18 protein-coding genes are annotated in these 20,498 nt (G+C 71.3%); 8 read left to right on the forward strand and 10 right to left on the reverse strand.

Translation table 11 applies throughout. The features are described 5' to 3' along the window. The 3 genes from ltrA to DMB66_RS29725 all read right to left on the reverse strand — a co-directional run. A partial coding sequence (gene ltrA / locus DMB66_RS29710; RefSeq protein ID WP_199752683.1) for a group II intron reverse transcriptase/maturase occupies nt 1–816 on the reverse strand: 816 nt, incomplete at its 3' end. A gap of 1,460 nt (nt 817–2,276) precedes the next feature. Continuing rightward, nucleotides 2,277–3,350, reverse strand: a complete 1,074-nt coding sequence (locus tag DMB66_RS29720; protein WP_125807430.1) for a M15 family metallopeptidase — start codon at nt 3,348–3,350, stop codon at nt 2,277–2,279. A 142-nt stretch (nt 3,351–3,492) separates the two neighbouring features. After that, nucleotides 3,493–4,092, reverse strand: a complete 600-nt coding sequence (locus DMB66_RS29725; protein ID WP_125807431.1) for a TetR/AcrR family transcriptional regulator — start codon at nt 4,090–4,092, stop codon at nt 3,493–3,495. Nucleotides 4,093–4,171: 79 nt separating this feature from the next. On the opposite strand from DMB66_RS29725, the gene DMB66_RS29730 reads away from it, so the two are divergent. Beyond that, a complete protein-coding gene (locus DMB66_RS29730; protein ID WP_125807432.1) occupies nt 4,172–5,116 on the forward strand; it encodes an LLM class F420-dependent oxidoreductase in 945 nt (314 codons plus the stop codon). Between the two features lie 67 nt (nt 5,117–5,183). Next, nucleotides 5,184–5,810, forward strand: a complete 627-nt coding sequence (locus tag DMB66_RS29735; protein WP_125807433.1) for a response regulator transcription factor — start codon at nt 5,184–5,186, stop codon at nt 5,808–5,810. On the opposite strand, the gene DMB66_RS29740 is transcribed toward DMB66_RS29735, so the two are convergent. The 7 genes from DMB66_RS29740 to DMB66_RS61470 all read right to left on the reverse strand — a co-directional run bounded on the left by DMB66_RS29740 (nt 5,706) and on the right by DMB66_RS61470 (nt 14,307). Continuing rightward, nucleotides 5,706–7,544, reverse strand: coding sequence for an ATP-binding cassette domain-containing protein (locus DMB66_RS29740; protein WP_233624927.1), 1,839 nt, complete (start codon nt 7,542–7,544; stop codon nt 5,706–5,708). The genes DMB66_RS29735 and DMB66_RS29740 overlap by 105 nt on opposite strands. Next, on the reverse strand, nt 7,541–9,193 hold the full coding sequence (locus tag DMB66_RS29745; protein WP_125807434.1) for an ABC transporter ATP-binding protein: 1,653 nt from the start codon (nt 9,191–9,193) through the stop codon (nt 7,541–7,543). Before DMB66_RS29745 ends, DMB66_RS29740 begins: the two co-directional genes overlap by 4 nt. 98 nt (nt 9,194–9,291) lie before the next feature. Next, on the reverse strand, nt 9,292–9,414 hold the full coding sequence (locus DMB66_RS29750) for a SapB/AmfS family lanthipeptide (RefSeq protein ID WP_125807435.1): 123 nt from the start codon (nt 9,412–9,414) through the stop codon (nt 9,292–9,294). Nucleotides 9,415–9,457: 43 nt separating this feature from the next. Beyond that, nucleotides 9,458–9,580 (reverse strand): SapB/AmfS family lanthipeptide, encoded by a 123-nt coding sequence (locus DMB66_RS29755; RefSeq protein ID WP_125807435.1) that lies wholly within the window; start codon nt 9,578–9,580, stop codon nt 9,458–9,460. Nucleotides 9,581–9,586: 6 nt separating this feature from the next. Further along, on the reverse strand, nt 9,587–12,226 hold the full coding sequence (gene lanKC / locus DMB66_RS29760) for a class III lanthionine synthetase LanKC (protein WP_125807436.1): 2,640 nt from the start codon (nt 12,224–12,226) through the stop codon (nt 9,587–9,589). A 989-nt stretch (nt 12,227–13,215) separates the two neighbouring features. Then, on the reverse strand, nt 13,216–13,956 hold the full coding sequence (locus DMB66_RS62805; protein ID WP_199752684.1) for a hypothetical protein: 741 nt from the start codon (nt 13,954–13,956) through the stop codon (nt 13,216–13,218). Between the two features lie 174 nt (nt 13,957–14,130). Then, a complete protein-coding gene (locus tag DMB66_RS61470; protein WP_158647405.1) occupies nt 14,131–14,307 on the reverse strand; it encodes a hypothetical protein in 177 nt (58 codons plus the stop codon). A 199-nt stretch (nt 14,308–14,506) separates the two neighbouring features. Here DMB66_RS61470 and DMB66_RS29775 point away from each other — a divergent pair, with 199 nt between their 5' ends. The 6 genes from DMB66_RS29775 (at nt 14,507) to DMB66_RS29800 (ending at nt 20,456) form a co-directional block, all read left to right on the forward strand. Beyond that, the gene (locus DMB66_RS29775) at nt 14,507–15,112 is read left to right on the forward strand and encodes a response regulator transcription factor (protein WP_125807437.1); all 606 of its coding nucleotides are present in this window, start codon (nt 14,507–14,509) and stop codon (nt 15,110–15,112) included. A gap of 231 nt (nt 15,113–15,343) precedes the next feature. After that, nucleotides 15,344–16,333: a LacI family DNA-binding transcriptional regulator gene (locus tag DMB66_RS29780; protein WP_125807438.1), complete on the forward strand. Its 990-nt coding sequence runs from the start codon at nt 15,344–15,346 to the stop codon at nt 16,331–16,333. Between the two features lie 133 nt (nt 16,334–16,466). Then, nucleotides 16,467–17,663, forward strand: a complete 1,197-nt coding sequence (locus DMB66_RS29785; RefSeq protein ID WP_125807439.1) for an extracellular solute-binding protein — start codon at nt 16,467–16,469, stop codon at nt 17,661–17,663. Beyond that, nucleotides 17,660–18,724, forward strand: coding sequence for an ABC transporter ATP-binding protein (locus DMB66_RS29790; protein WP_199752685.1), 1,065 nt, complete (start codon nt 17,660–17,662; stop codon nt 18,722–18,724). The genes DMB66_RS29785 and DMB66_RS29790 overlap by 4 nt, the downstream gene beginning before the upstream one ends. Then, nucleotides 18,721–19,617, forward strand: coding sequence for an ABC transporter permease (locus DMB66_RS29795; protein WP_125807441.1), 897 nt, complete (start codon nt 18,721–18,723; stop codon nt 19,615–19,617). Before DMB66_RS29790 ends, DMB66_RS29795 begins: the two co-directional genes overlap by 4 nt. Next, nucleotides 19,617–20,456: an ABC transporter permease gene (locus DMB66_RS29800; protein ID WP_125807442.1), complete on the forward strand. Its 840-nt coding sequence runs from the start codon at nt 19,617–19,619 to the stop codon at nt 20,454–20,456. Before DMB66_RS29795 ends, DMB66_RS29800 begins: the two co-directional genes overlap by 1 nt. Nucleotides 20,457–20,498 lie beyond the last annotated feature (42 nt).

Genomic DNA, 20,498 nt, shown 5'->3' on the forward strand with positions numbered 1-20,498 from the left:
GCAATACACGATCCGTGTCTTATCGGGATGCAACCGCAACCCGACCTGTTCCATCCGCGCACCGATCGCCGCCAGCACCGTTCGTGCCTGCCGCTCACTCACGCAATGCACCACCGCGTCATCCACGTATCTCTCGAATGTGACCGTGGGAAACTCCCGGGCCATCCACACGTCGAACGCGTAATGCAGGAACAGATTCGCGAGTACCGGCGAGACAGCGGACCCCTGCGGGGTTCCACGATCTCGCACCAGCGTTGTCCCGTCGGCCTGCCGCACCGGCGCCTCAAGCCACCGTTTCACGTACAGCACCACCCACGAGAGGTCGGTGTTGGCCTCCACCGCCTTGACGACCAGGTCCCACGCCACGGTGTCGAAGAACTTCTGGATGTCGAGATCGATCACCCAGTCACGTTTCCAACACCGCTGCTTACAGACCTCGACCGCGTCCCCAGGAGCCCGCCACGGACGATAGCCATACGAGTCCGGATGAAAGACCTGCTCGGTCCTCCATTCCAGTCTCCGCGCCACCACCGTCTGAGCCACCCGATCACCCACGGTCGGCACCCCTAAAATTCTGGTGCCACCGCCATGCCGCTTCGGTATTTCCACCGCCCGCACCGGAGGCGGAAAATAGCTCCCCGAGGACATCCGATTCCAGACCCTGTACAGATTGTTCTTCAGGTCCAGCTCGAAATCCTCGATCGAGCATCCATCCACACCCGCTGCGCCTTTATTACCCTTGACCTTCTCCCACGCCTCCCATACCTCCCGCTTCGAAATATCAAACGGCTTGCCTGACGACTTCAGCTCGCCCACGCGACTCCTCCCGGAGACAACCGCCCCGGTTGATCGAACGAACACGCCACGAATGACCTGACCCCTTCGCTCCACCCCCATTACAGGAGCTTCATCACTACTATGAGTCAGTCCGACTGCGCGCCCACGCAACGGTACTCAATCCCTCACGGTCTCATCCGCTTGGAACACTCCCTCTCGCCACCCATACCCAGGGCGGCAGTATCGGGGCACGCCCTCTCCCGTTCCACACGAAAGCAGCCTGACCGGACTCACGTCGCCTCTATGCCGGACACCACCTGGCCAATAAACGGGCACCCGCCAGATCTATCCCGAGTCCGCTCTGACGCCTCGGTTTCGATGCCAACCTACTTTTTCGACACTTCGAACAGCGATCGTCTTCCCGATCCCCACCTGACACATCACGTGCGCCTTTTCCCACTCGCTCACCACGACAGGCCTCAACTAACGCAGCAGTGGGTGGTTTGGAGCCTCCCCCCGCAGGGCGACTCCGGAGGGCCTACCTCCATCTCCCGTGCAGCATCGCCTCAAGAAGCTCTACCTAATATCAAGCTCCCTTCCACGTTCGGGACGCAACAGAGCAAAGTCGGCAGGGACGACAAGTCACTCCCGCCCCTTCGGAGACTTTGCCTTGCTGTCCTCAGCCTGGAAGGTCGTTCAAAACCTGGTGCGGCGGTTCTGAAGATCCCCAGGGCGGTGACGGTGCGTAACACGTCGGGGAAGTCGGTCCTGATCCGGTGGTAGCCGGTCGTGAGGATCTTCCAGTTTCTTCAAGTGACTGATCACGCGTTCAACGGCGGCGCGGAGTCGGTTGACGCTGTAGCTGTAGGCCTTCTGCTTGGTGGTCCACTCCCCGCCGCGAGGCTTCTTGGATGGGACGATCGGGCCGGTGCCCCTGGTAGCCGCCCGTCGCCGATCATGCCTGGTCCGCCGGGCGCAAGGTGATCTACCCAGCGTTGCGCGATGCCGGAGATGAAGAATGCCGCCACGTCGTGACGAGCGCCGTTGACGGGCTCTCGCCCACGGCGGCGACCCTGCCGTCGAGATCGGCGACGACCTGGACGTTCTGCCCTGACAGGCGTTTCTCGCCGGAGAACAGGCCGTGGTAGTTCTCGCGTTCGCCGACCGGGGCGACGAACCCGGGCAGGGGTCACACGTGCGGACGTCCGATCGGCGGCTTCTCCCACTGTTCGCCGACGATCTCGCGGATCCTGCCGATCAGGTCGGCGAGCCGGTCGGTCGGGAGTCCTGTGGCAGTTCTGGCGGCAAGCCCCCGACGGGTCGGCGAGGCCGTGCTGGGCTCTGCGAAGGCGCATCCTCCCGTTAAGTTGCCTTTGTCGGTAACGTTGGTGGTCTCTTTCGGGGATCTCGGCGAGTTCGGCCTCGACGTTCGCCATTCGGTGAATCGTGCGGGTGACGGTTGCGGCGGAGATCGCGATAGTCGGGGCCTGAGGCGGCGGTCAGCCGCCGGTGATCGACCAGTGCCACGGCTCTGACGGCAGGTTCACGAAGCCGTACCTGCCGGCGTTCGCGGCCATCCATCTGAACGCGGCGCTGTTGGCGGTGAGGGACGTGCCGCCGGAGGTGATGTCGATGGCCAGGCCGATCTCGTGCAGCGACCGGCCCGGGATCGCCGTCGGCACCCGGCACGACGAGGCCGGTGCGGTCCAGACGTCGGGGCAGCCGTTGATCGTTCGCAGCTGGATCTGCCGCTGCTTGGTCCGGAACCCGCCGCCGGACAGGATGATTCCGTCGGCTTTCGCGGCGTCGAGCATCCGCCGGAACGCGAACGCTACCTTCTTGTGCACGGTGACGCCGTAGACGGTGGTGGAGTCGGCGACGACGAATGCGGGTCGGATCTCGGTGACGACGTCGCGGCTGATCGCGGCGGCCTGGGCGGCGAGTTCGGCCGAGTGGTCGAGGGCGATGAGCTTCCGCTGGTTCGTCCGGACGGTCGCGGCGGCGGTCTCCCACGCGATGGTCGCCTTGTCCAGGTTGATGGTGGCGGTTCGGGACGCGGCCTGCGCCGTCTTCAGCGCCGTGGCGGCCTCGCGCGCCTGGGTCCGCCGGGTGGTCACCGTCTGCGCCGCCGCGGTGATGGTGTTTCTCGCCCCCGTCACCGCGATGCCGTTGCGGGGCCGCTGCTGCGACACCACGGTCAGCGTGTTTCTCGCGCTGGTCAGTGCCTCTCTGGCGACTGCGGACCGGGTACGGGCGGCCGCGTCGGCGGTGACGGCCGTCGCCAGGCCGGCCTGCGCGGTGCCGTGTGCGTCCCGGCCCGTGGAGAGCTGTTGTGCGCGGGTCGCGAGGGTGGCCCGTTGGGTGGCGAGAGTCTTGCGGAGCTGGACGTACGCCGGGGTCGGGGTCAGGCTGTGATACATCAGGGACGCCCACCGCTGCGCCACGCGCGGGGCGGCGGCCGATGCCGGACCGGGCGTGCCGGCGACCGTCAGGATCGCGGCGAGCAGGGCGACGATCGCCGCGGCGACGGCGCGAGCCCGCTGATCGCGTCGAGGTTCCTGTGGTGTCGTCATCTGGCGTGCGCTCCTCGGCCTCAATCGGTCAGGGCGGGACAGCAGAAAAGGCATGATCCCCGGAACGGTGTGTCGAGACGACTCTCGTGCCCGGCAGGTGCAGCCCCGGCACGGTGGCGGAGCGGACAGGTTGCCGGGAGAGTTACTGCCCGGACGGGGTGATCAGGGCGCGGGCGGCCTGGACGGCCCGGGCGGCGATCTCGTCGGCGGTGCTGGAGTTGCGGGCGAAGAAGCCGTCGGCGAACAGCGACGTGTAGCCGTGGGCCACCGCGATCGTCGCCTCGGCGAGCAGGACGACATCCTGGTACGAGGGAGCGCCGGTGGCCGTGGCCAGGTCGAGCACCGTGGCCATCAGGGCTCGGGTCTGCTCGCGGCGGGCCTCGTCGGGAAGCTTGTACAGCTCGGCGGCGTAGATGACGTGGAAGCCGGCGCCGGTGCGGACGACGTACCGGACGTAGGCGCCCGCCACCGCGGCCAGACGGGCGGCCGGGTCGGTGCCCGCCGCGTCGGCGGCGGCGATGATGGCGGCGCGCAGATCGTGGGCGGCGGTGGCGGAGACCGCGCCGAGCAGGTGGCCGCGGTCCGGGAAGTGCCGGTACGGGGCGGCCGAGCTGACCTTCAGCCGGCGCGCGACCGCGGCGACCGAGAAGCGTTGCAGGCCGCACTCGGCGAGCAGGTCGAAGCTGGCGCTGATCAGCGCCGCGCGGAGGTCACCGTGGTGGTAGCTCCGGTCCGCCGACACGCCCGGCCTCCTCGCTTGCGTTCGTGTAAGAGGACTCTTACATTAGCAAGTGATAGCCCTCTTACATAACGGAGGCACTGTGAGCATCCGGCTCGGGTACCAGATTCCGAACTTCACCTATCCCGGCGTCCCGGTCGAGGACACCTTCGACACCGTCGCCGCGCAGGCCCGGGAGGCCGAGGCGGCCGGCTTCGACACCGTGTTGGTGATGGACCACTTCTACCAACTGCCGGGCATCGGCGCGCCGGAGAACGCGATGCTCGAGGCCTATACGACGCTGGGCGCGCTCGCGTCCGTCACGTCGACGGTCCAGCTGTCCGCGCTGGTCACCGGCAACACGTACCGTAATCCGGCACTGCTGGCGAAGACCGTGACCACCCTCGACGTGGTCTCACACGGCCGGGCGATCCTCGGGATCGGCGCCGGCTGGTTCGAGCGCGAGCACGACGACTACGGCTTCGAGTTCGGCACCTTCGGGCAGCGCTTCGAGCGGCTGGAGGAGGCGCTGACCATCATCGCGCCCATGCTCAAGGGCGAGCCGGCGACCCTCGACGGCAAGTGGTACACGGCCCGCGGCGCCATGAACAACCCGCGGGTGCGCCCGACCGTCCCGATCATGCTGGGCGGCAGCGGCGAGCAGAAGACGTTCCGGCTGGCCGCGCGCTTCGCCGACCACATGAACATCATCTGCGACGTCACCGAACTGCCCCGCAAGGTCGCCGTCCTGCGGCAGCGGTGCGAGGAGATCGGCCGCGACCCCGCCACGCTGGCGACCAGCTATCTGGTGATGGGCATGGTCGGTGAGACCGAGCAGGAGGCGAAGGAGCTGGGCGAGACGATCCCGGAGGACCGCCGCAACCGGGCCTTCCTCGGCACGCCGGAGCAGGTCGCCGAGCAGCTGCAGGAGCAGGTGATCGGTGCCGGGATCGACGGGCTCACCATCAACCTGATCCGCAACGGCCACCGGCCCGGCGTCGTCGCCCAGGTGGGCGCCGCGCTCAAGCCGCTCGTCACGGCGGCCTAGCACAGGCGCGTAGACCACCGACCGCCGAGATCACCCTGCGCGTTTCACGCGTGGCATTCTGTGAGGCATGGCGAAATCGGGGGGCGCCCTCATCCGTGTCGCAATCGTGCAGGACGCTCCCCTCTATCGCGGTGCCCTCGCGGCCGTTCTCCGCAACGAGGACGACCTGGAGGTGATCGCCGAGGTGCCGACGTGGCACGAGCTCGTGGCGCTGCCCGTACCTCCGGACGTGACCGTGCTCGATCTCGACGGCGCCGACGAGGCTCCACTGACGACAGCCGCGGCCGTCCGCGAGGCCGTGCCCGGCGTACGGGTGCTGATCCTGCTCGATGCCGACCGGCACGACGTGCTCGCCGGGCTCGACCAGGACGACCTGCGGCAGGTGGGTTTCGTGACGAAGCACGCCGACATCGACCACCTGCTGTCGGCGCTGCGGAGCCTGGCCGGCGGCAGCGCGGTGATCGATCCCGAGCTGGTGGCCTCGCTGCTCACCCGGCCGGAGAATCCGCTGACCGGTCGCGAGCGGGAGGTCCTGGCCCTGGCCGCGCAGGGGATGCCGGCCGACGACATCGCCCGGAAGCTCTTCGTCTCAGCCGGCACGGTGCGCAACTGCCTGTCCCGGATCGTCGCGAAGACCGGCGCGGACGGCCGGAGCGACGCGATCAGCCGGGCCCGCAAGGCCGGCTGGCTCTGAGGCCCCGTGCCAGTATCCGGTCAGGTCCCGGTACAGCGGGCAGGTGGTCTGCAGGGTGTGGTGGTCGCCCAGCATCGGCCGGTCGCCGTCCAGGACGAGCACCCGCGCCGCCCGCATCGCCGAGCTGACCCGGTGGGCGATCACCACCAGGGCACCGCGGGCGGCGAAGGCACGCTCCACCCGCTCCTCGGCCGCCGGATCGAGGTGGCTGGTCGCCTCGTCGAGGACGGCCACCGGCGCCGCCGCCACGTACGCCCGTACCAGGGTCAACAGCTGACGCTGGCCCGCCGACAGCTCGCCGGGCCGCAGTTCGGCCGGCAGGCCGCCGAGGTGTGCCAGCAGGGGGCCCGCGCCGAGCAGGTCGGCCGCGGCCAGGAGCTGCCGGGCGTGCGCTTCGGGGTTCAGGTACCGCAGGTTGTCCGCCACGCTGCCGGGAAACAGGTACGCCTCCTGCGGGATCAGGACACGGTGCCGCGCCCGGGCGGCGGGGTCGAGACACTCGGCCGGGGTGCCGCCGATCAGCACCGTGCCACCGTCCGGTGGGATGGTGCCGCATAGCAGGCCGGCGAGGGTGGACTTGCCGCTGCCGCTGGGGCCGACAACGGCGAGGTGGTCGCCCGGGGTGACGGCGAGGCTGAAGTCCCGCAGCACCGGGCGCGCGGCGGCGCCGTAGCGGAACGTCACCCCGCGCAGGGCGAGCCCGGGGCCCGCGGGCCGCGGTGCCGCCGGGCGGGTGACGGCGTCCGGTGCGGCCCGCGGGTGTTCCGTCCGGCGCAGGAGCCGGTCCAAGGTGATCACGAACCGCAGGCCGGCGCTGCCGACGGTCCGGACGAACATGTCGAGCGTGGGCACCAGCACCTGGGCCAGGTAGGTGAGGACGCCGATCAGGGCGCCGGTGCTCATGCCGTGACCGGTGACCCAGCCGGCGCCGGCCAGGACGGCGAGCAGCGGCAGCCAGCCGCCGACGACCACGGTCAGCGACCGGACCGCGCTGAGCCGGGCGAGCGCCCGCTCGGCGTGGGCCTGCGCGGCGACGGACTCGTCGACGAAGGCGGCGGCGCGTTCCCCGGCCCGGCAGGCCGCCACGTCGCGGGCCGCCCCGGCCGCCGCTGCCGCGCGGTCCGCGAGTTGCTCACCGGCGGACAGGTAATCGCGCTGCCAGCGGGCGCCCAGCCGCAGCGCCACCGCGAACAGCACGAGGCTGCCGAGCAAGGGCGGCGCCACCAGCAGCAGCAAGGGCCAGGCCAGGGAGGCGGTGCCGATCAGGGCGGCCAGCACGGTCACCACGAAACCACGGGAGACCAGCACCAGGCCGGCGAAGGAGTCCCGGACGGTCTCGACCTGGTGGGTCAGCCGGGCGCCGGCACCGCGGCCGGCCGGTGCCACGCCGGGCCCGTCCGCGGCACGCAGCGCGGAGGTCACCACCCGACGGACAAGATCGTCGCGGAACGGCTCCACCACGCCGGCGACGGCACGGTAGGTCTGCCGGGCGCCGGCCGCGCCGACGACGGCGGCCCCGAGCAGCAGGCCGAGCCAGGCGGTGCCGAGCCAGGGCCGGCCGTCGAGAAATCCGTGGTCGAGGGCCCGGGCCACGACCAGGCCGGACAGCATCGCGGGCGCCGCCTCGGGCACGGACCACGCGACGAGACGCCACACCGCACGGCGCCGGCGGCGCAGGATCTCGACCGACTCGCGGCCCGCGACCCGCAGGGCCGAGCCCTCCGGCGCGGTCACGGGTGGTCCCCCGCGCCGAAGACGGCGCGGTAGTCCGGGTCTGTCCACAGTTGCCGGTGCGGTGCCACGGCGCGCACCCGGCCGCCGTCCAGCCACACCACGGTCGCGCACCGCGCGGCGGTGCTCGCCCGGTGCGCGACGACCAGATGGGTACGGCGGCTCCGGCCGGTGACCAGGCCCATGATCTCCGCCTCCGTCGCCGTGTCCAGACTGGACGTGGCGTCGTCGAGCACGAGCAGGCGCCCGGCATGCCAGGCGCGGGCCAGGCCGAGTCGTTGCCGCTCGCCACCGGACAGCGGCGTGTCGGCCAGCGGGGTGCCGGCTCCCCGCGGCAGCCGGGACACGAAGGTGCCGGCGCTGGCGGCGTGCAACGCGGCGGCCACCGTGGCGTGGTCCGGCCGGTCCTGTCCGAGCCCCACCGCGTCGCCGACGGTGGCCCCGACCAGCATCGGGTCCTCGAACGCGACGCCGATCTCCCGGCGCAGCGAGTCGGCGGACAGCTCGGTGAGCGGCACCCCGTCGAGGCGGATCTGCCCCTCGTCCGGATCCACCAGGCGGGCGGCGAGCGCGGCGAGCAGCGACTTGCCGGATCCGGACCGCCCCACGACGGCGGCCGGCCGCCCGCCCGGCAGGGCCAAGGTCACGCCGGAGAGCACCGGCACCCCCGCCGCCCGGACCGTGACGCCGCGGAAGGTCAAGGTTCCCGGTCCGGCCGGCAGTTCGCGGCGGCCGTACCGGGGCACGGGACGGCGCAGCACCTCGGTGACGCGGCGGGATCCGGCCCGGGCCCGCGCCACCCGGTTGAAACTGGCGACGAGGCCGCCGATGCCGGCACCGAGGGCGCCGTACTGGATCGCCGCGAGCAACTCACCCGGCGTGAGCCGTCCGCGGGACAGCAGCCAGCCGCCGACGGCCACCACGGACAGTTGCAGCAACGGCCCGGCGAGCGCACCCTGCGCGGCCGAGCGGGCGAGGACGTGCCAGGTGCCGACGCCCGCGGCGGCGAGGTCGCGCAGCGGTCGCAGGCAGCGCCGGATCTCGGTGGGCACGGTCGCCGCCGCGACGATCGTGCGGCTGCCGGCGAGCGCCTCGGACAGCCGGGTGGCGATGTCGGCCTGGGCACGCTGGTAGCGCACGACGGCGTCCGAGGTGTCCCGCACGTGGCGCCGCAGCAGCGCGGCGACGGCGACCGATCCGGCGAGGTAGCCGGTGATCAGCCAGCCGTCGAGGTACGCCAGCGCGACCACCGCACCGGCCACCGGGACGATGCTGATCCACGCGAGGACCACCGCCGCCCCGCCCTGGCCGGCATCCGCGGCGCCGGTCATCATCCGGCTCACCGCGTCGCCGGGGCCGCCGGCTCCGCGATCGCCGAGGGCGAGGGTGTGCCGGACGAGGCAGCGCCGCAGGTAGGCCGTCCGCTCCGCCGGCGCCAGCCCGGCGACGAGGTCCCGCACCGGGTCGGCCACCACCAGCACGCCGACCAGGACCGCCGACCACGCCAGCCACCGGCCCGCCGCCCGGTCCGCGACGACCGCGTCGACCGTGTGCCCGATGGCCAGCGGCAGGGCCAGCTCCGCGACGGCGGAGATCCCGCCCGCCGCGGCGAGCAACACCAGGGTGGAGCGGCGCGGCGGTGCGGGAACCATCGAGATCTCCTGATGTCGTGGACGTCACCACGCGGCCCCGGGGCCGGCTCGTGGCCGGGCGCCGGGGCCGTGCGACGTCGCCGAACTGTCGGTCAGCGTCAGTTGCAGGTGGTGACGCTCAGCGAGCTGTCGCCGCACAGGAGCAGCGACGCGCGGCTACCGTCGCCGCCCCCGCGCTGCTCGGCGGAAAGCTCCATACCCTGCAGGTCCAGCAGTGCCATGATCCTTCTCCTTCTCGTGATCGATGCGGTACGGGTGGGGTGTTCAGTTACAGGTGGTCACACTGAGCGAGCTGTCGCCGCACAGCAGCAACGACGCGCGGCTACCGTCGCCACCACCGCGCTGCTCGGCGGAAAGCTCCATACCCTGCAGATCCAGCAGTGCCATGTCCGTTCACCTCCCCTCATCGGTGTCGTCGTGGCCCACGCCGTCGGCGTGGAAGTTCGGCGGGCGCCGGTCCAGCAGGGGCAGCGTCGCGGGCTGCTCCCGCAGGGCGACGGCCAGCGCGAGCAGGACGCCCGCGGTGCCGGTGGCGAGATCCATCGAAAGCCGCAGGAGCTGCTCACCGGGGAAGGCCAGCCCGCCGCCGTACGGCAGGGCATGCCACGCCATCCGGCGGACCTGGGCGGACAGGTTCCCGTCGTCGGCGGTCACCGCCGCCGTCCGGTACGCCTGCTGCCGGCTGCGCAGAGCCAGGTACGCCACGATGCCCGCGCGTCCGGCGAACAGTCCCGGCTGCACGTACAGGGGCGAGCGGGCGGCCCGGGCGATCGCGTCGGCGGCGCCGCTGAGGTCGTCGCCGGGCCGGTGGCGCAGATAGTGGTCGAGCACCACGCCGATGCCGACGCTGCCCTCGCCCAGATACGGCATGGTGCGCCAGCCCTCGTTGACCTCCAGCGCGCCGTCCGGGCGGGTCACGCACCGCCGCAGGTCCTGCCGGAGTGCCGTGCCGGCCAGGTCGAGATACTCGGGGTCGGCCGTGTGCTCGTACATCCGCAGGAACAGCAGGGCCACGCCGCTCGAACCCCGGACCAGGCCGGCATGCGGATGCCGGCCACCGCTGATCTCGGGTACGGCGTCGGGACCGCCGAGCCGCTGGCGGGCGATCTCGACCGCCCGGTACGCCCCGTCGCGCAGGGCGGTCTCGCCGGTGTGCTCGGCCAGGTGCAGCAGGTTGAGCCCGATGCCGGCGACGCCGCTGCCCAGATCGGGGCCGAGACCCTCCCAGCCACCGGACAGACATCGGTCCACCAGGTCCAGGGCGGCCTGCCGTTCGCCGAGGTGATGCAGGACGTACGCCACTCCGTGCAGCCCGTCGAGGAAGCCGTGCCGGGGGTCGAAGCCCGGGTCTGCGGCGCGCTTGACCAGCCAGTCGCGGTGTTCGGCGGGAATGTCCGCGCCGGCCTCGGCCAGCGCGTAGAGCACGCCCGCGGCGCCGTACGCGATGCCCAGGCCACCGACGCGGAACTGCTCGATGTCGCCGGGGTACAGCCGGTCGTCGCGTTCCGGGGTGGCGCTGGCCAGGATCGAGCGCACCAGCGCGTCCCGGGCCCGCGGCCAGGCACCGGGCCCGGTGTCGAACACCGACCAGTCCCGGGCGCCGGACCACGCCGACCGCGGGCCCGGCGGGCCCTCGATGACCGCGACCGCCCGCTCCAGCAGGGCGCGCGGCACGGGGAACTGCGCCGCGACGATGTCCGCGAAGTGGCGGGCCTTCGTCCGATCCAGCCGGAGCAGCTGGGTGAGCGGCAGGAACAAGGAGATGGTCAGGCAGGCGAGGGCGTACTCGTCGACGGCCGGGCCCACCCGGTCGCGCGGCGCCGCGAAACCCTGGTTGCGCAGGCCCGGGCGGCGGCGCTCGGTGACCGGGGCGGCCACCTCGAAGTCGAGCAGCGCGATGCGGCCGTCGGGCCGGACCATGATGTTGAACATATGCAGGTCGCCGTAGACCACCCCGCGTTCGTGCAGGGCACGCACCGCCTGCTCCACCTGGCCGTGCACGGCCAGCGCCCACTCGGTGTAGCGGCGCAGCGCGGCGTCGTCGGCGTCCGGGTCGGTGAGCGGGTACGTCCGGACGATGCGCCGGTTGAGCGGTTCGCCGTCGATGTACTCCAGCGCCAGGAACTCGTGGTCGCCCAACGGGAATCCGTCGTGCACCCGGGGCGTGACGCCGCAGTCGGCGACCCGTTCGAGCATCTCCCGCTCCCGGCGCAGCCGGGTGATCGCATCGTCGCCCCGACCGTCCAGCCCGGCGTACGGTCGGGCCTCCTTGAGAACGACGCGCTCGCCGGAGCGGGTGTCCTCGGCGGCGTAGAGGCCGCCGGCGTTGGAGTAGTGCAGGACCTCGGTGACGCGGTACGGCAGGTCGTTGGTCGTCACGGCGTTGCGGGCGTCGAGGTGCGGCTGCAGGAAGGAGGGCAGGCTGACCCAGTCCGGCATGCTGAAGGTCGCCTGCCGGCGGTCCGGCTCCAGGGTGCCGTCCGGGCGGGCGACGGCGGGCAGCAGTTCGCCGTCATCGCCCACGCAGTACAGGTGGGCGAAGGCGCCGTACCGCACGTAGAGCGGCCCGTCGGCCCAGCGCAAGTCGCTGAGAATGTACGGCCCGGGCTCGCCGACGAGGGCCGCGCCGAGCTCGGTGAGCACGGTCCGCATGGCCTCGGTGTCCACCGGATAGATGGTGGCCAGTTTGCCGCTGGAAGCCCGCGGGGAGTATTTCGAGTTGCGCATGAACAACACCTGCGGCGAGCGCAGAAACTTGAAAGATATTCCCCGGTCAACGCAGTAGTCCCAGATCTTCTCCACAATCCGCGCGGCGTTGTCCGGGCAACCCGAAGAATGGATCTTCCAGCCCTGCCGGGGCAGGACGGCATCCTGGTGCCCGACGATCAACCAGTCGTCATGCGCCCGGATACGCCACCCGTCGGGCAGCGGCCGGCGGGCCGCCGGAAAGTCACCGGCCGAGCGCTGTTCCGTCGCGAGCGAGTCGTAGAATAGCTGGTCAGCGGCGCAATAGGCGTCGTATCGGCGATCCACGTCCGGCCTCCTTCATCGGTCACCACTAATGCTTCCGGAGCCGGAACGGCGGCAACAGTCGCCAATGTCAGCCGGTCACCGCCGCCGTTCACACAAGAGTGATGACAAACGCAGCGTTTACCGAGCATGATCGAGGGAAAACGCGCGCGACCCCTGCGATCTTCGGTCGGTGGTGTTACGGTCGCCGGTAGACCATGACGGACATGAATGACTTGGAGCATCTCCGTGTCGACGGCAGAAGTGCCCGGACGTGCGATGAGGCGCTTTCTTCCTGCCATTCTGAGGATGCTCCGCCTGGCCATCATGGCCGGCCTGGCGATCGCCGCGTATCTGCTGATGAGGGGCGATCCGGCGCTGGGCAGCACGGGGTCGTCGGCGTCTCCGCCCTCCCCCGCCGCTGTGGTGTCCAGCGTCACCGGCCTGGTGCCGGGCGCCGACCAGGGTTCCGGGAGCTCAACGCGGCAGGACCGACCACGGCGATCGGCCGCCGCGCCGCCCGGCCACGGGAAGGATTCCACGGAACGCACCCGCACGGAGGACCACGCGAAACGCGCTCGCCCGGAGGACTCCACGGAACGTGCCCGCACGGAGGACTCCACGAAACGTGCCCGCACGGAGGACTCCACGGAACGCGTCCACAAGGGAGACTCCGCGAAGCGGGCTCGCGGGGGAAACTCGGCTGGACACGACCGCAAAGCAGACTCCACGAAACGCGTCCACAAGGAAGACTCCACGGAACGTGCTCGCGGGGAAGACTCCGCAGGCCGCGCTCACAGCGGCACGCCGGCGCGGCAGGCACGCACCGGCGAACCGTCGGGGCGCGACCGGGACGGCACACCGTCCGTGACCGGGGCTGCCCGCGCGACCCTGGAAGACGACCTGGGCTCACCGGCAAGTGCCGGATCCGCCGCCCGCGAGGCCGCCGCACATCGAACGCTGCCGGCTCGGCCCTCGCCTGCTCAGCCCTCGCCCACTCAGACCGAGCCGGCTCAGACCCAGCCCGAGGAGGCCACCACAGCGTCGCGTTCCCCCCGGTCCGACGTGGTGGCCGCCGCGATTGGCGCCGACTCTCGGCGCGTGCCTTTGAAGGCGCCCGCAGCCCGGCCATCTGAAGGATCCCGGCCGGCCATCGACTCGGCGCTTGGGCTCTCCCCCGGGTCGGCGGTCACCGACCAGCGTCCGGCCCAGGCAACCCCGGAACCAATCTCGGGCGTCCCGGACCTCAGCGCCACCGCCCTGGAGCCAATCACCGGCGTCGTGCAGCCCATCGCCACCGCAGTGAAGCCCGCCGTCGGCATCCCGGCGTCCGCCGTAGCGCCCGCCGTCACCGCCATAACACCCGTGATCGCCACCGCAGCACCCATCACCACCGCCATAGCACCCGTGGTCGACGTCGCGGCACCCATCACCACCGCCGTAACACCCATCACCGCCGCCGCAGCGCCCATCACCGCCGCCGTAACACCCGTGGTCGACGTCGCGGCACCTATCGTCGCCGTCGTGGCGCCTATCATCACCGCCGCAGCGCCCATCACCGGCGCCCTACAGCCCGTCGTCACCCCCATCACCGCCGCCGTAGCGCCCATCACCGGCGTCCTACAGCCCGTCATCACCCCCATCACCGCCGCCGCAGCACCCATCACCGCCGCCGTAGCACCCGTCATCGGCGCCGTGGTCCACGACGGTGTATCTCCCGCGTTGCCGCCCGCTACCGCCGAGATTCCGCCCATCAGCCCACCGGATGTCGTGGTCCAGCCGCAACCGCAACCAAACACAGAAGCCGGAGCGCAACCACAGCCCGCCGCGCCCTCACCCGCCCTGCTCCCCCTCGCGCCTTCCACCACCATCCCGGCGCCCCCTCAGCTCTGGCTGTCGTGCGAGGGCCGCTCAGCCGACGCACCGGATCAGCCGGTGAGACAAGCCATCCCGGCGACCGCCGGCGAGCCGACGACGAACCACCCACCCGGCCCCGTGCCCGCACCCACTTCCCCGCACTTCGGCGTGATCTCCACGTTCGCCGCGCCCGGCGCGCAGTCCGCGACGGGTGCCTGGGCGACCACCTCCGCCACCTGGCGCCCCATGCTGCGCCACGTAGGAACACAGAGCGCCGCCTCCGAGCGCCGGCACGGGTGCCGGCCCACCAGCGCCCCGCCTCCTGGCTGATTCCTCCCTCGTCCGGCGCGCCCGGACACCCGACTTCCATTCAGCTGCCGGTTCGTGCCGTGCCGTTTTCCGGGCGGGCCTGGGCAGAGCAGCAAGTCCTTTCGGGAGGAATCAGCTGTGATCCGCATTGTGCTGGTCGCTGACGCAAATCTGTTGAGAACCGCCCTCGGTATGGCCCTGTCGCATCAGGATGATCTGCAGGTGGTCGCCGAGATCGCCAGCGTGGACGTGTCCCCCGCGCTGGTGGAGGCGCAGGACGCGGACATCTTCGTCGTCGATCTGGACGTCCTGGGCGCGTCGATCACCGACGCGCTCGACACGATCACCAAGCAGCAGGAGGACTGCGCGGTCCTGGCGCTCACCGCGGTGTGCGCCTCGGCCGCGCTCCGCCACGCGCTGGGTAACCGGGTGCGGGCCGTGCTCAGCAAGGAGTGCGGCGTGGCCGACCTCATCGGGGCCCTGCGCCGGGTTGCCGCCGGTGAACGGTTCATCGAGCCCGCCATCGCCGCCGCGATAGTGCGGGGGAATTCCAATCCGCTCACCCTGCGGGAACGGGACGTGCTGCGGCTGGCCGCCGAGGGTCTGTCCGTACGGGAGATCGCCGGGGCCCTGTTCCTGACCACCGGGACCGTCCGCACGTACCTTTCGACGGTGATCCGCAAGATCGGCGCCCGCAGCCGGCTGGATGCCATCCGCACGGCCACCCAGGCGAACTGGCTGTGATCGCCGGATCCGCGAGCGGCGCACCGTCCGTACCACGTCGATAGCTCGACCCGCGGCGGCCGGCCCGGCCGCCGCGGGTGGGTGGGCGCGCCGGATCGGTGCGCCGCAGACGATTTCAGTCCCGTCCGCCGACGTCATGAGTGATCGATGAGCGTCTATTGACAATCCCCTGCAAAGGATTTCACAATCACCCCAGCGCTCCAGTCCCTTCCGGACGATGCGGAGGCACCTATGCCGGTGACGATCAAGGATGTGGCCCGGGCAGCCGGGGTGTCGCCGTCGACGGTCTGCCGCGCCCTCGCAACCCCCGACCTGGTCCGCGCCGAGACGCGCGAGCGGGTCCGGCGATCGGCGGCCGAGCTCGACTATTCTCCCAACCGCGCCGCCCGCGGCCTCATCACCGGGCGCACCGGCAACCTCGGGCTCATCGTGCCCGACCTGGGCAACCCGTTCTTCCCGGGCGTGGTGAAGGGCATCCAGGCCCGGGCCCGCGAGGCCGACCATGCCGTCTTCCTCGCCGACACCGACGAGGATCCGGCGGCGGAGATCCGGCTGGTTCGCACGCTCGCGAAGCAGGTCGACGGGCTCGTGCTGTGCTCGCCGAGGATGAGCGAGCAGGAGCTGCGCGGCTTCGCGGCGCAGACCCCGCTGGTCATGCTCAATCGCCGGGTCGGCCGCCTGCCGGCGATCACCTTCGCCAACGTCGACGGCATGCGGCAGGCGGTCACCCACCTCACCGCCCTGGGTCACCGGCGGATCGCGTACGTCGCCGGGCCGCGCGCGGCCTGGTCCAACCGCGAACGGGTGCGCGGGCTGCGCGCCGCCAGCACCGCGGCGGGTGTCGAACTGGTCGAGATCGGCCCGGTGCGGCCACAGTTCGACGGCGGGGTCGCCGCCGCCGACCCGGTGCTCGCCGCCGGGGTCACCGCCGTCATCGCCTACAACGACGTCATCGCGCTGGGCCTGCTCAACCGCTTCAACGCGCGCGGGATCGCCGTGCCCGCCGCGATCAGCGTGATCGGCTTCGACGACATCGCCCTGGCCGCGATGGTGCATCCGGCGCTGACCACCGTCGGCGTGCCCATGGAGAGCTCCGGCCGGGCCGGCGTCGACCTGCTGCTGGGCCTGCTGCGGGACCCGGCCGGGTCCGGCACCACCCGCCGCGAGCTGGGCACGAACCTGATGGTCCGGGGCTCCACCGGGCCACCGCCACGCACTTGAGAAAGCCACCCACCTGAGAAAGCCACGCACCCGAGAAACCAGCGCACCCGAGAAACCCACGCACCCGAGAAACCAGCGCACTTGAGAAGCCAGCGCACTTGAGAAAGCCGAAAAGCTTGAGAAAGGGCTCCCCATGAGACGCGCCCTCACCGCTATCACGGCCCTGCTGGTGCTGACCGCCTGCAGCGCCCCCGACACCGGCCCGTCCACTCAGGACGCCGACGGCCCGGTTCCCGCCAAGCCGGGCAAGGCCGTCACACTCAACATCCTCGACGTCGCCGGCAATCTCCAGCTCACCCAGGGCATGATCGACGACTTCGTCAGCCGCAACCCCGGCGTCGTCAGCAAGGTGACCTACTCCAAGTCGCCGGCGCCGGAACTGGTCGGCAAGGTCAAAGCTCAGCAGAACGCGAACCGGGTCGACATCGACCTCGTGCTGACCGGGGTCGACGGGCTCTCCGCCGGCATCGAACAGGGCCTGTGGAACCCGCTTCTGGCGAAGTACGCCGACCGGCTTCCCGGCGTACGGGATTATCTGCCCGGAGCCGCGGCCATGCAGAGGCTGGCCGGGGAGTCCGGGGTGACCGTCACCTACTATCCGTCGGGCCCGCTGATCGAGTTCCTGCCCGCCAAGGTGCCAAGCCCGCCGAAGACCGCCCCGGAGCTGCTCGCGTACGCCAAGGCGAACCCGGGTGCGGTGCAGTACGCCCGGCCGTCGAATTCCGGGCCCGGCCGCACCTTCCTGATGGGCCTGCCCTATCTGCTCGGCGACTCGGACCCCAAGGACCCGACCGCGGGCTGGGACAAGACCTGGGCCTATCTGGCCGAGCTGAACAAGTACGTGACGCTCTACCCGTCGAGCACCGGCGAGACGATGAAGAACCTGGCCAACGGCTCGGCGAAGATCATCGCCTCGACGACCGGGTGGGACATCAACCCGCGGGTGCTCGGCACCGTGCCGAAGGAGGCGAAGATCGGCACCCTGGAGGGCTTCCACTGGGTGACCGACGCGCACTACGCCGTGGTGCCCAAGGGCGTGTCGACCGACAAGCAGTCGGCGATCCTCCTGCTGCTGGCCCACATGCTCACCAAGGAGCAGCAGGCCAAGGCGTACGACAAGGGCTACTTCTACCCGGGGCCGGCGATCAAGGACGTGGACCTGGCCATGGCGCCGCCGGACAGCCGGGCCGCGATCGAGGAGTTCGGCCGGCCCGAATACACCGCCCTGATCGCCGGCCACCCGCTCGAGGTGCCGCTGGGTTCGAAGGAACTCGTCGCCGCCTTCGACCGGTGGGACCGCGAGATCGGCGGGGCGAAGGTCGCCAAGTGAGCTTCGAGACCCTGCGCCTGGACGGGGTCAGCCGCAGCTTCGGCGGCCACGAGGCGCTCGCCGGGCTGGACCTGACGATCAAGCGGGGCGAGTTCATCGCCCTGCTCGGCCCGTCCGGCTGCGGCAAGTCGACGGCGCTGAACTGCCTGGCCGGGCTGCTGCCGCTGACCCGGGGCAGCATCTGGCAGGACGGTGCCCGCCTGGACGTGCTGCCGCCGGAGCGGCGCGGCTTCGGCATGGTGTTCCAGAACTACGCGCTCTTCCCGCATCTGACGGTCCGCAAGAACATCGCCTTCGGCTTGCGGATGCGCCGGGTGGCCCGCGCCGAGATCCGCCGCCGGGTGGCGGACGCGCTGCGGCTGGTGCACCTGGAGGAGCACGCCGGGAAGCTGCCCGGGCAGCTCTCCGGCGGTCAGCAGCAGCGGGTGGCGATCGCCCGCGCGGTCGTGCTGGAGCCGGCCCTGGTGCTGATGGACGAGCCGTTGTCCAATCTGGACGCCAAGCTGCGGCTGGAGATGCGCACGGAGATCCGCCGGCTGCATCAGTCGCTCGGGCTGACCACCGTCTACGTCACGCACGACCAGGAGGAGGCGCTGTCGCTGGCCGACCGCCTGGTCGTGCTGCGCGCCGGCCGGGTGCAGCAGATCGGCACGCCCGAGCAGTTGCACACCGAGCCGGCCAACTGGCACGTCGCCGACTTCATGGGCTATCGCAATCTGCTGCCGCTGCGCGCCGGGCCGCGCGACGGCACCGGCATCGTCGTGGAGTTCGAGGGGCACCGGCTCACCGGCACACCCGTCGGCGACGCCGCGCCGGGCGGCGAGGTGGTCGCCGGTATCCGCCCGGAGGACCTGAGGATCGGCCCGGCCGGCGGTCCGGGAGTGCCGGCCACGGTCGAGGTGGTCGAATATCAGGGCCGCGAGGTGGCCGTCGAGGCGCGCACGGAGGGCGGCGTCGCGCTGAACCTGCGCACCGCCGACCGGCCCGCGGTCGGCGACCGGATCACCGTCACCGTCGAACCGCGGCGACTGCTGGTCTTCCCCTCGGGCGGCGCGCAATGACCGCGATCGTCGGGGCCCGGCCGGCGCTGCGGCACCGCCTCGCCGAGCGCGGCATCGACCGGCAGTTGCTCTTGCTGCTGCCGGCGGCGTTGTTCGTGGTCACCCTCTTCATCTACCCCTTCCTGTACGGGGTGGGCCTGTCGTTCCAGCCCACGAGGGGCGGGGCGCTGGGCGCGTACCGGGAGTTCTTCACCGACGCGTACCTGCGGGACACGATTCTCACCACGTTGCGGCTGTCGTTGCCGGCGGCGCTGCTGAACGTGCTCGCGTCGGTGCCGATCGCGTACCGGATGCGCGGCCGGTTCCGCGCCAAGCGGTTGCTGACCACCCTGCTGGTCGTGCCGATCACCCTCGGCACCGTGCTGACCGCGCAGGGCCTGCTGAACTTCCTCGGCCCGACCGGCTGGTTCAACCGGACCCTGCTGAGCGCCGGGGTGGTGGACGCGCCCGTGCGCCTGACCAACAACTACTGGGGGGTGTTCTTCTCGCTGGTCATCACCGGATTCCCGTTCGCCTTCCTGCTGGTGCTGTCGTATCTGTCGGGCATCGATCCCAGCCTGGAGCGGGCCGCGGCGACGCTCGGCGCCGGCCGCTGGCAGCGCTTCCGGCGGATCACGCTGCCGCTGCTCGCGCCCGGGCTGGCCACCACCTTCTGCCTGACCTTCGTGCTGGCGTTCAGCGTCTTCCCGTCGGCGGTGCTGGTCGGTGATCCGGCCGGCACCACCCGGGTGATGTCGATCGCCGCCTACGACGCCGCGTACGTCCGCTACGACTACCCGCTCGCCTCGGCGGTCGCCGTACTCATGGGCCTGGTCGAATTGCTCGTCATCGCCGCGGTCCTGGGCTGGCGGGCGTTGCTCTACACCGGGTCGACGGCGGGAGGCAAGGGCTGATGGCCGCGCGGCGGGCGATCGTGGCCACCCCGGCGGCCTGGCTGGTCTGGGGCGTGGTCGTCGCGTTCTTCGTCTTCCTGGCCGGGATCATCGGCTCGGTGGTGGTGAGCTCGTTCGGCACCCGGTGGTTCGACACCTGGCTGCCGCTGGGCTGGACCCCGGGCTGGTACGCCCAGGCCTGGGACGAGTTCACCCTGTTGCCGGTGCTGATCGTGACCCTGGAGGTGTCGGCGCTGGTGGTCGGCATCTCCGTGCTGATCGGCGTGCCGGCGGCGTACGTGCTGGCCCGGCGCGGCTTCCCCGGGCGCCGGTTGCTCTATCTGCTGTTCCTGCTGCCGATCCTGATGCCGCCGATCACCTACGGCATCCCGCTGGCCACGGTGCTCTACAAGTACGGCTTCGCGGGCCACCTCTCCGGCGTGGTGCTGGCCAACCTGGTGCCGTCGGTGCCGTTCGTGATCCTGACCATGACCCCGTTCATCGAGCAGATCGACCCGGCGGTCGAACGGGCCGCGCGGATGTGCGGCGCCGGCACCCGGCAGGTCTTCCTGCGCATCCTGGCGCCGCTGCTGGTGCCGGGCATCCTGGCCGCGTCGATCCTGGTGCTGGTCCGGACCGTGGGCATGTTCGAGCTGACCTTCCTGACCGCGGGCCCGGACTCGCAGACGCTGGTCGTCGCCCTGTACTACTCGATGTCGGCCGCCGGGATCCGGGCCCAGCAGTCGATCGACGCGATGGCGGTGATCTACACGTCGATGATGCTGGTGCTGCTGGTGCTGGCGCTGCGCTTCGTCAATCCGACCCAGCTGGTCGCCCGGGTCCGCGACGACGGAGACTAGTAGTGAAACCGCTACGCGCTTCTCCCGGCGGGGGGACCCGGC

This window comes from Actinoplanes sp. ATCC 53533, assembly GCF_003947245.1.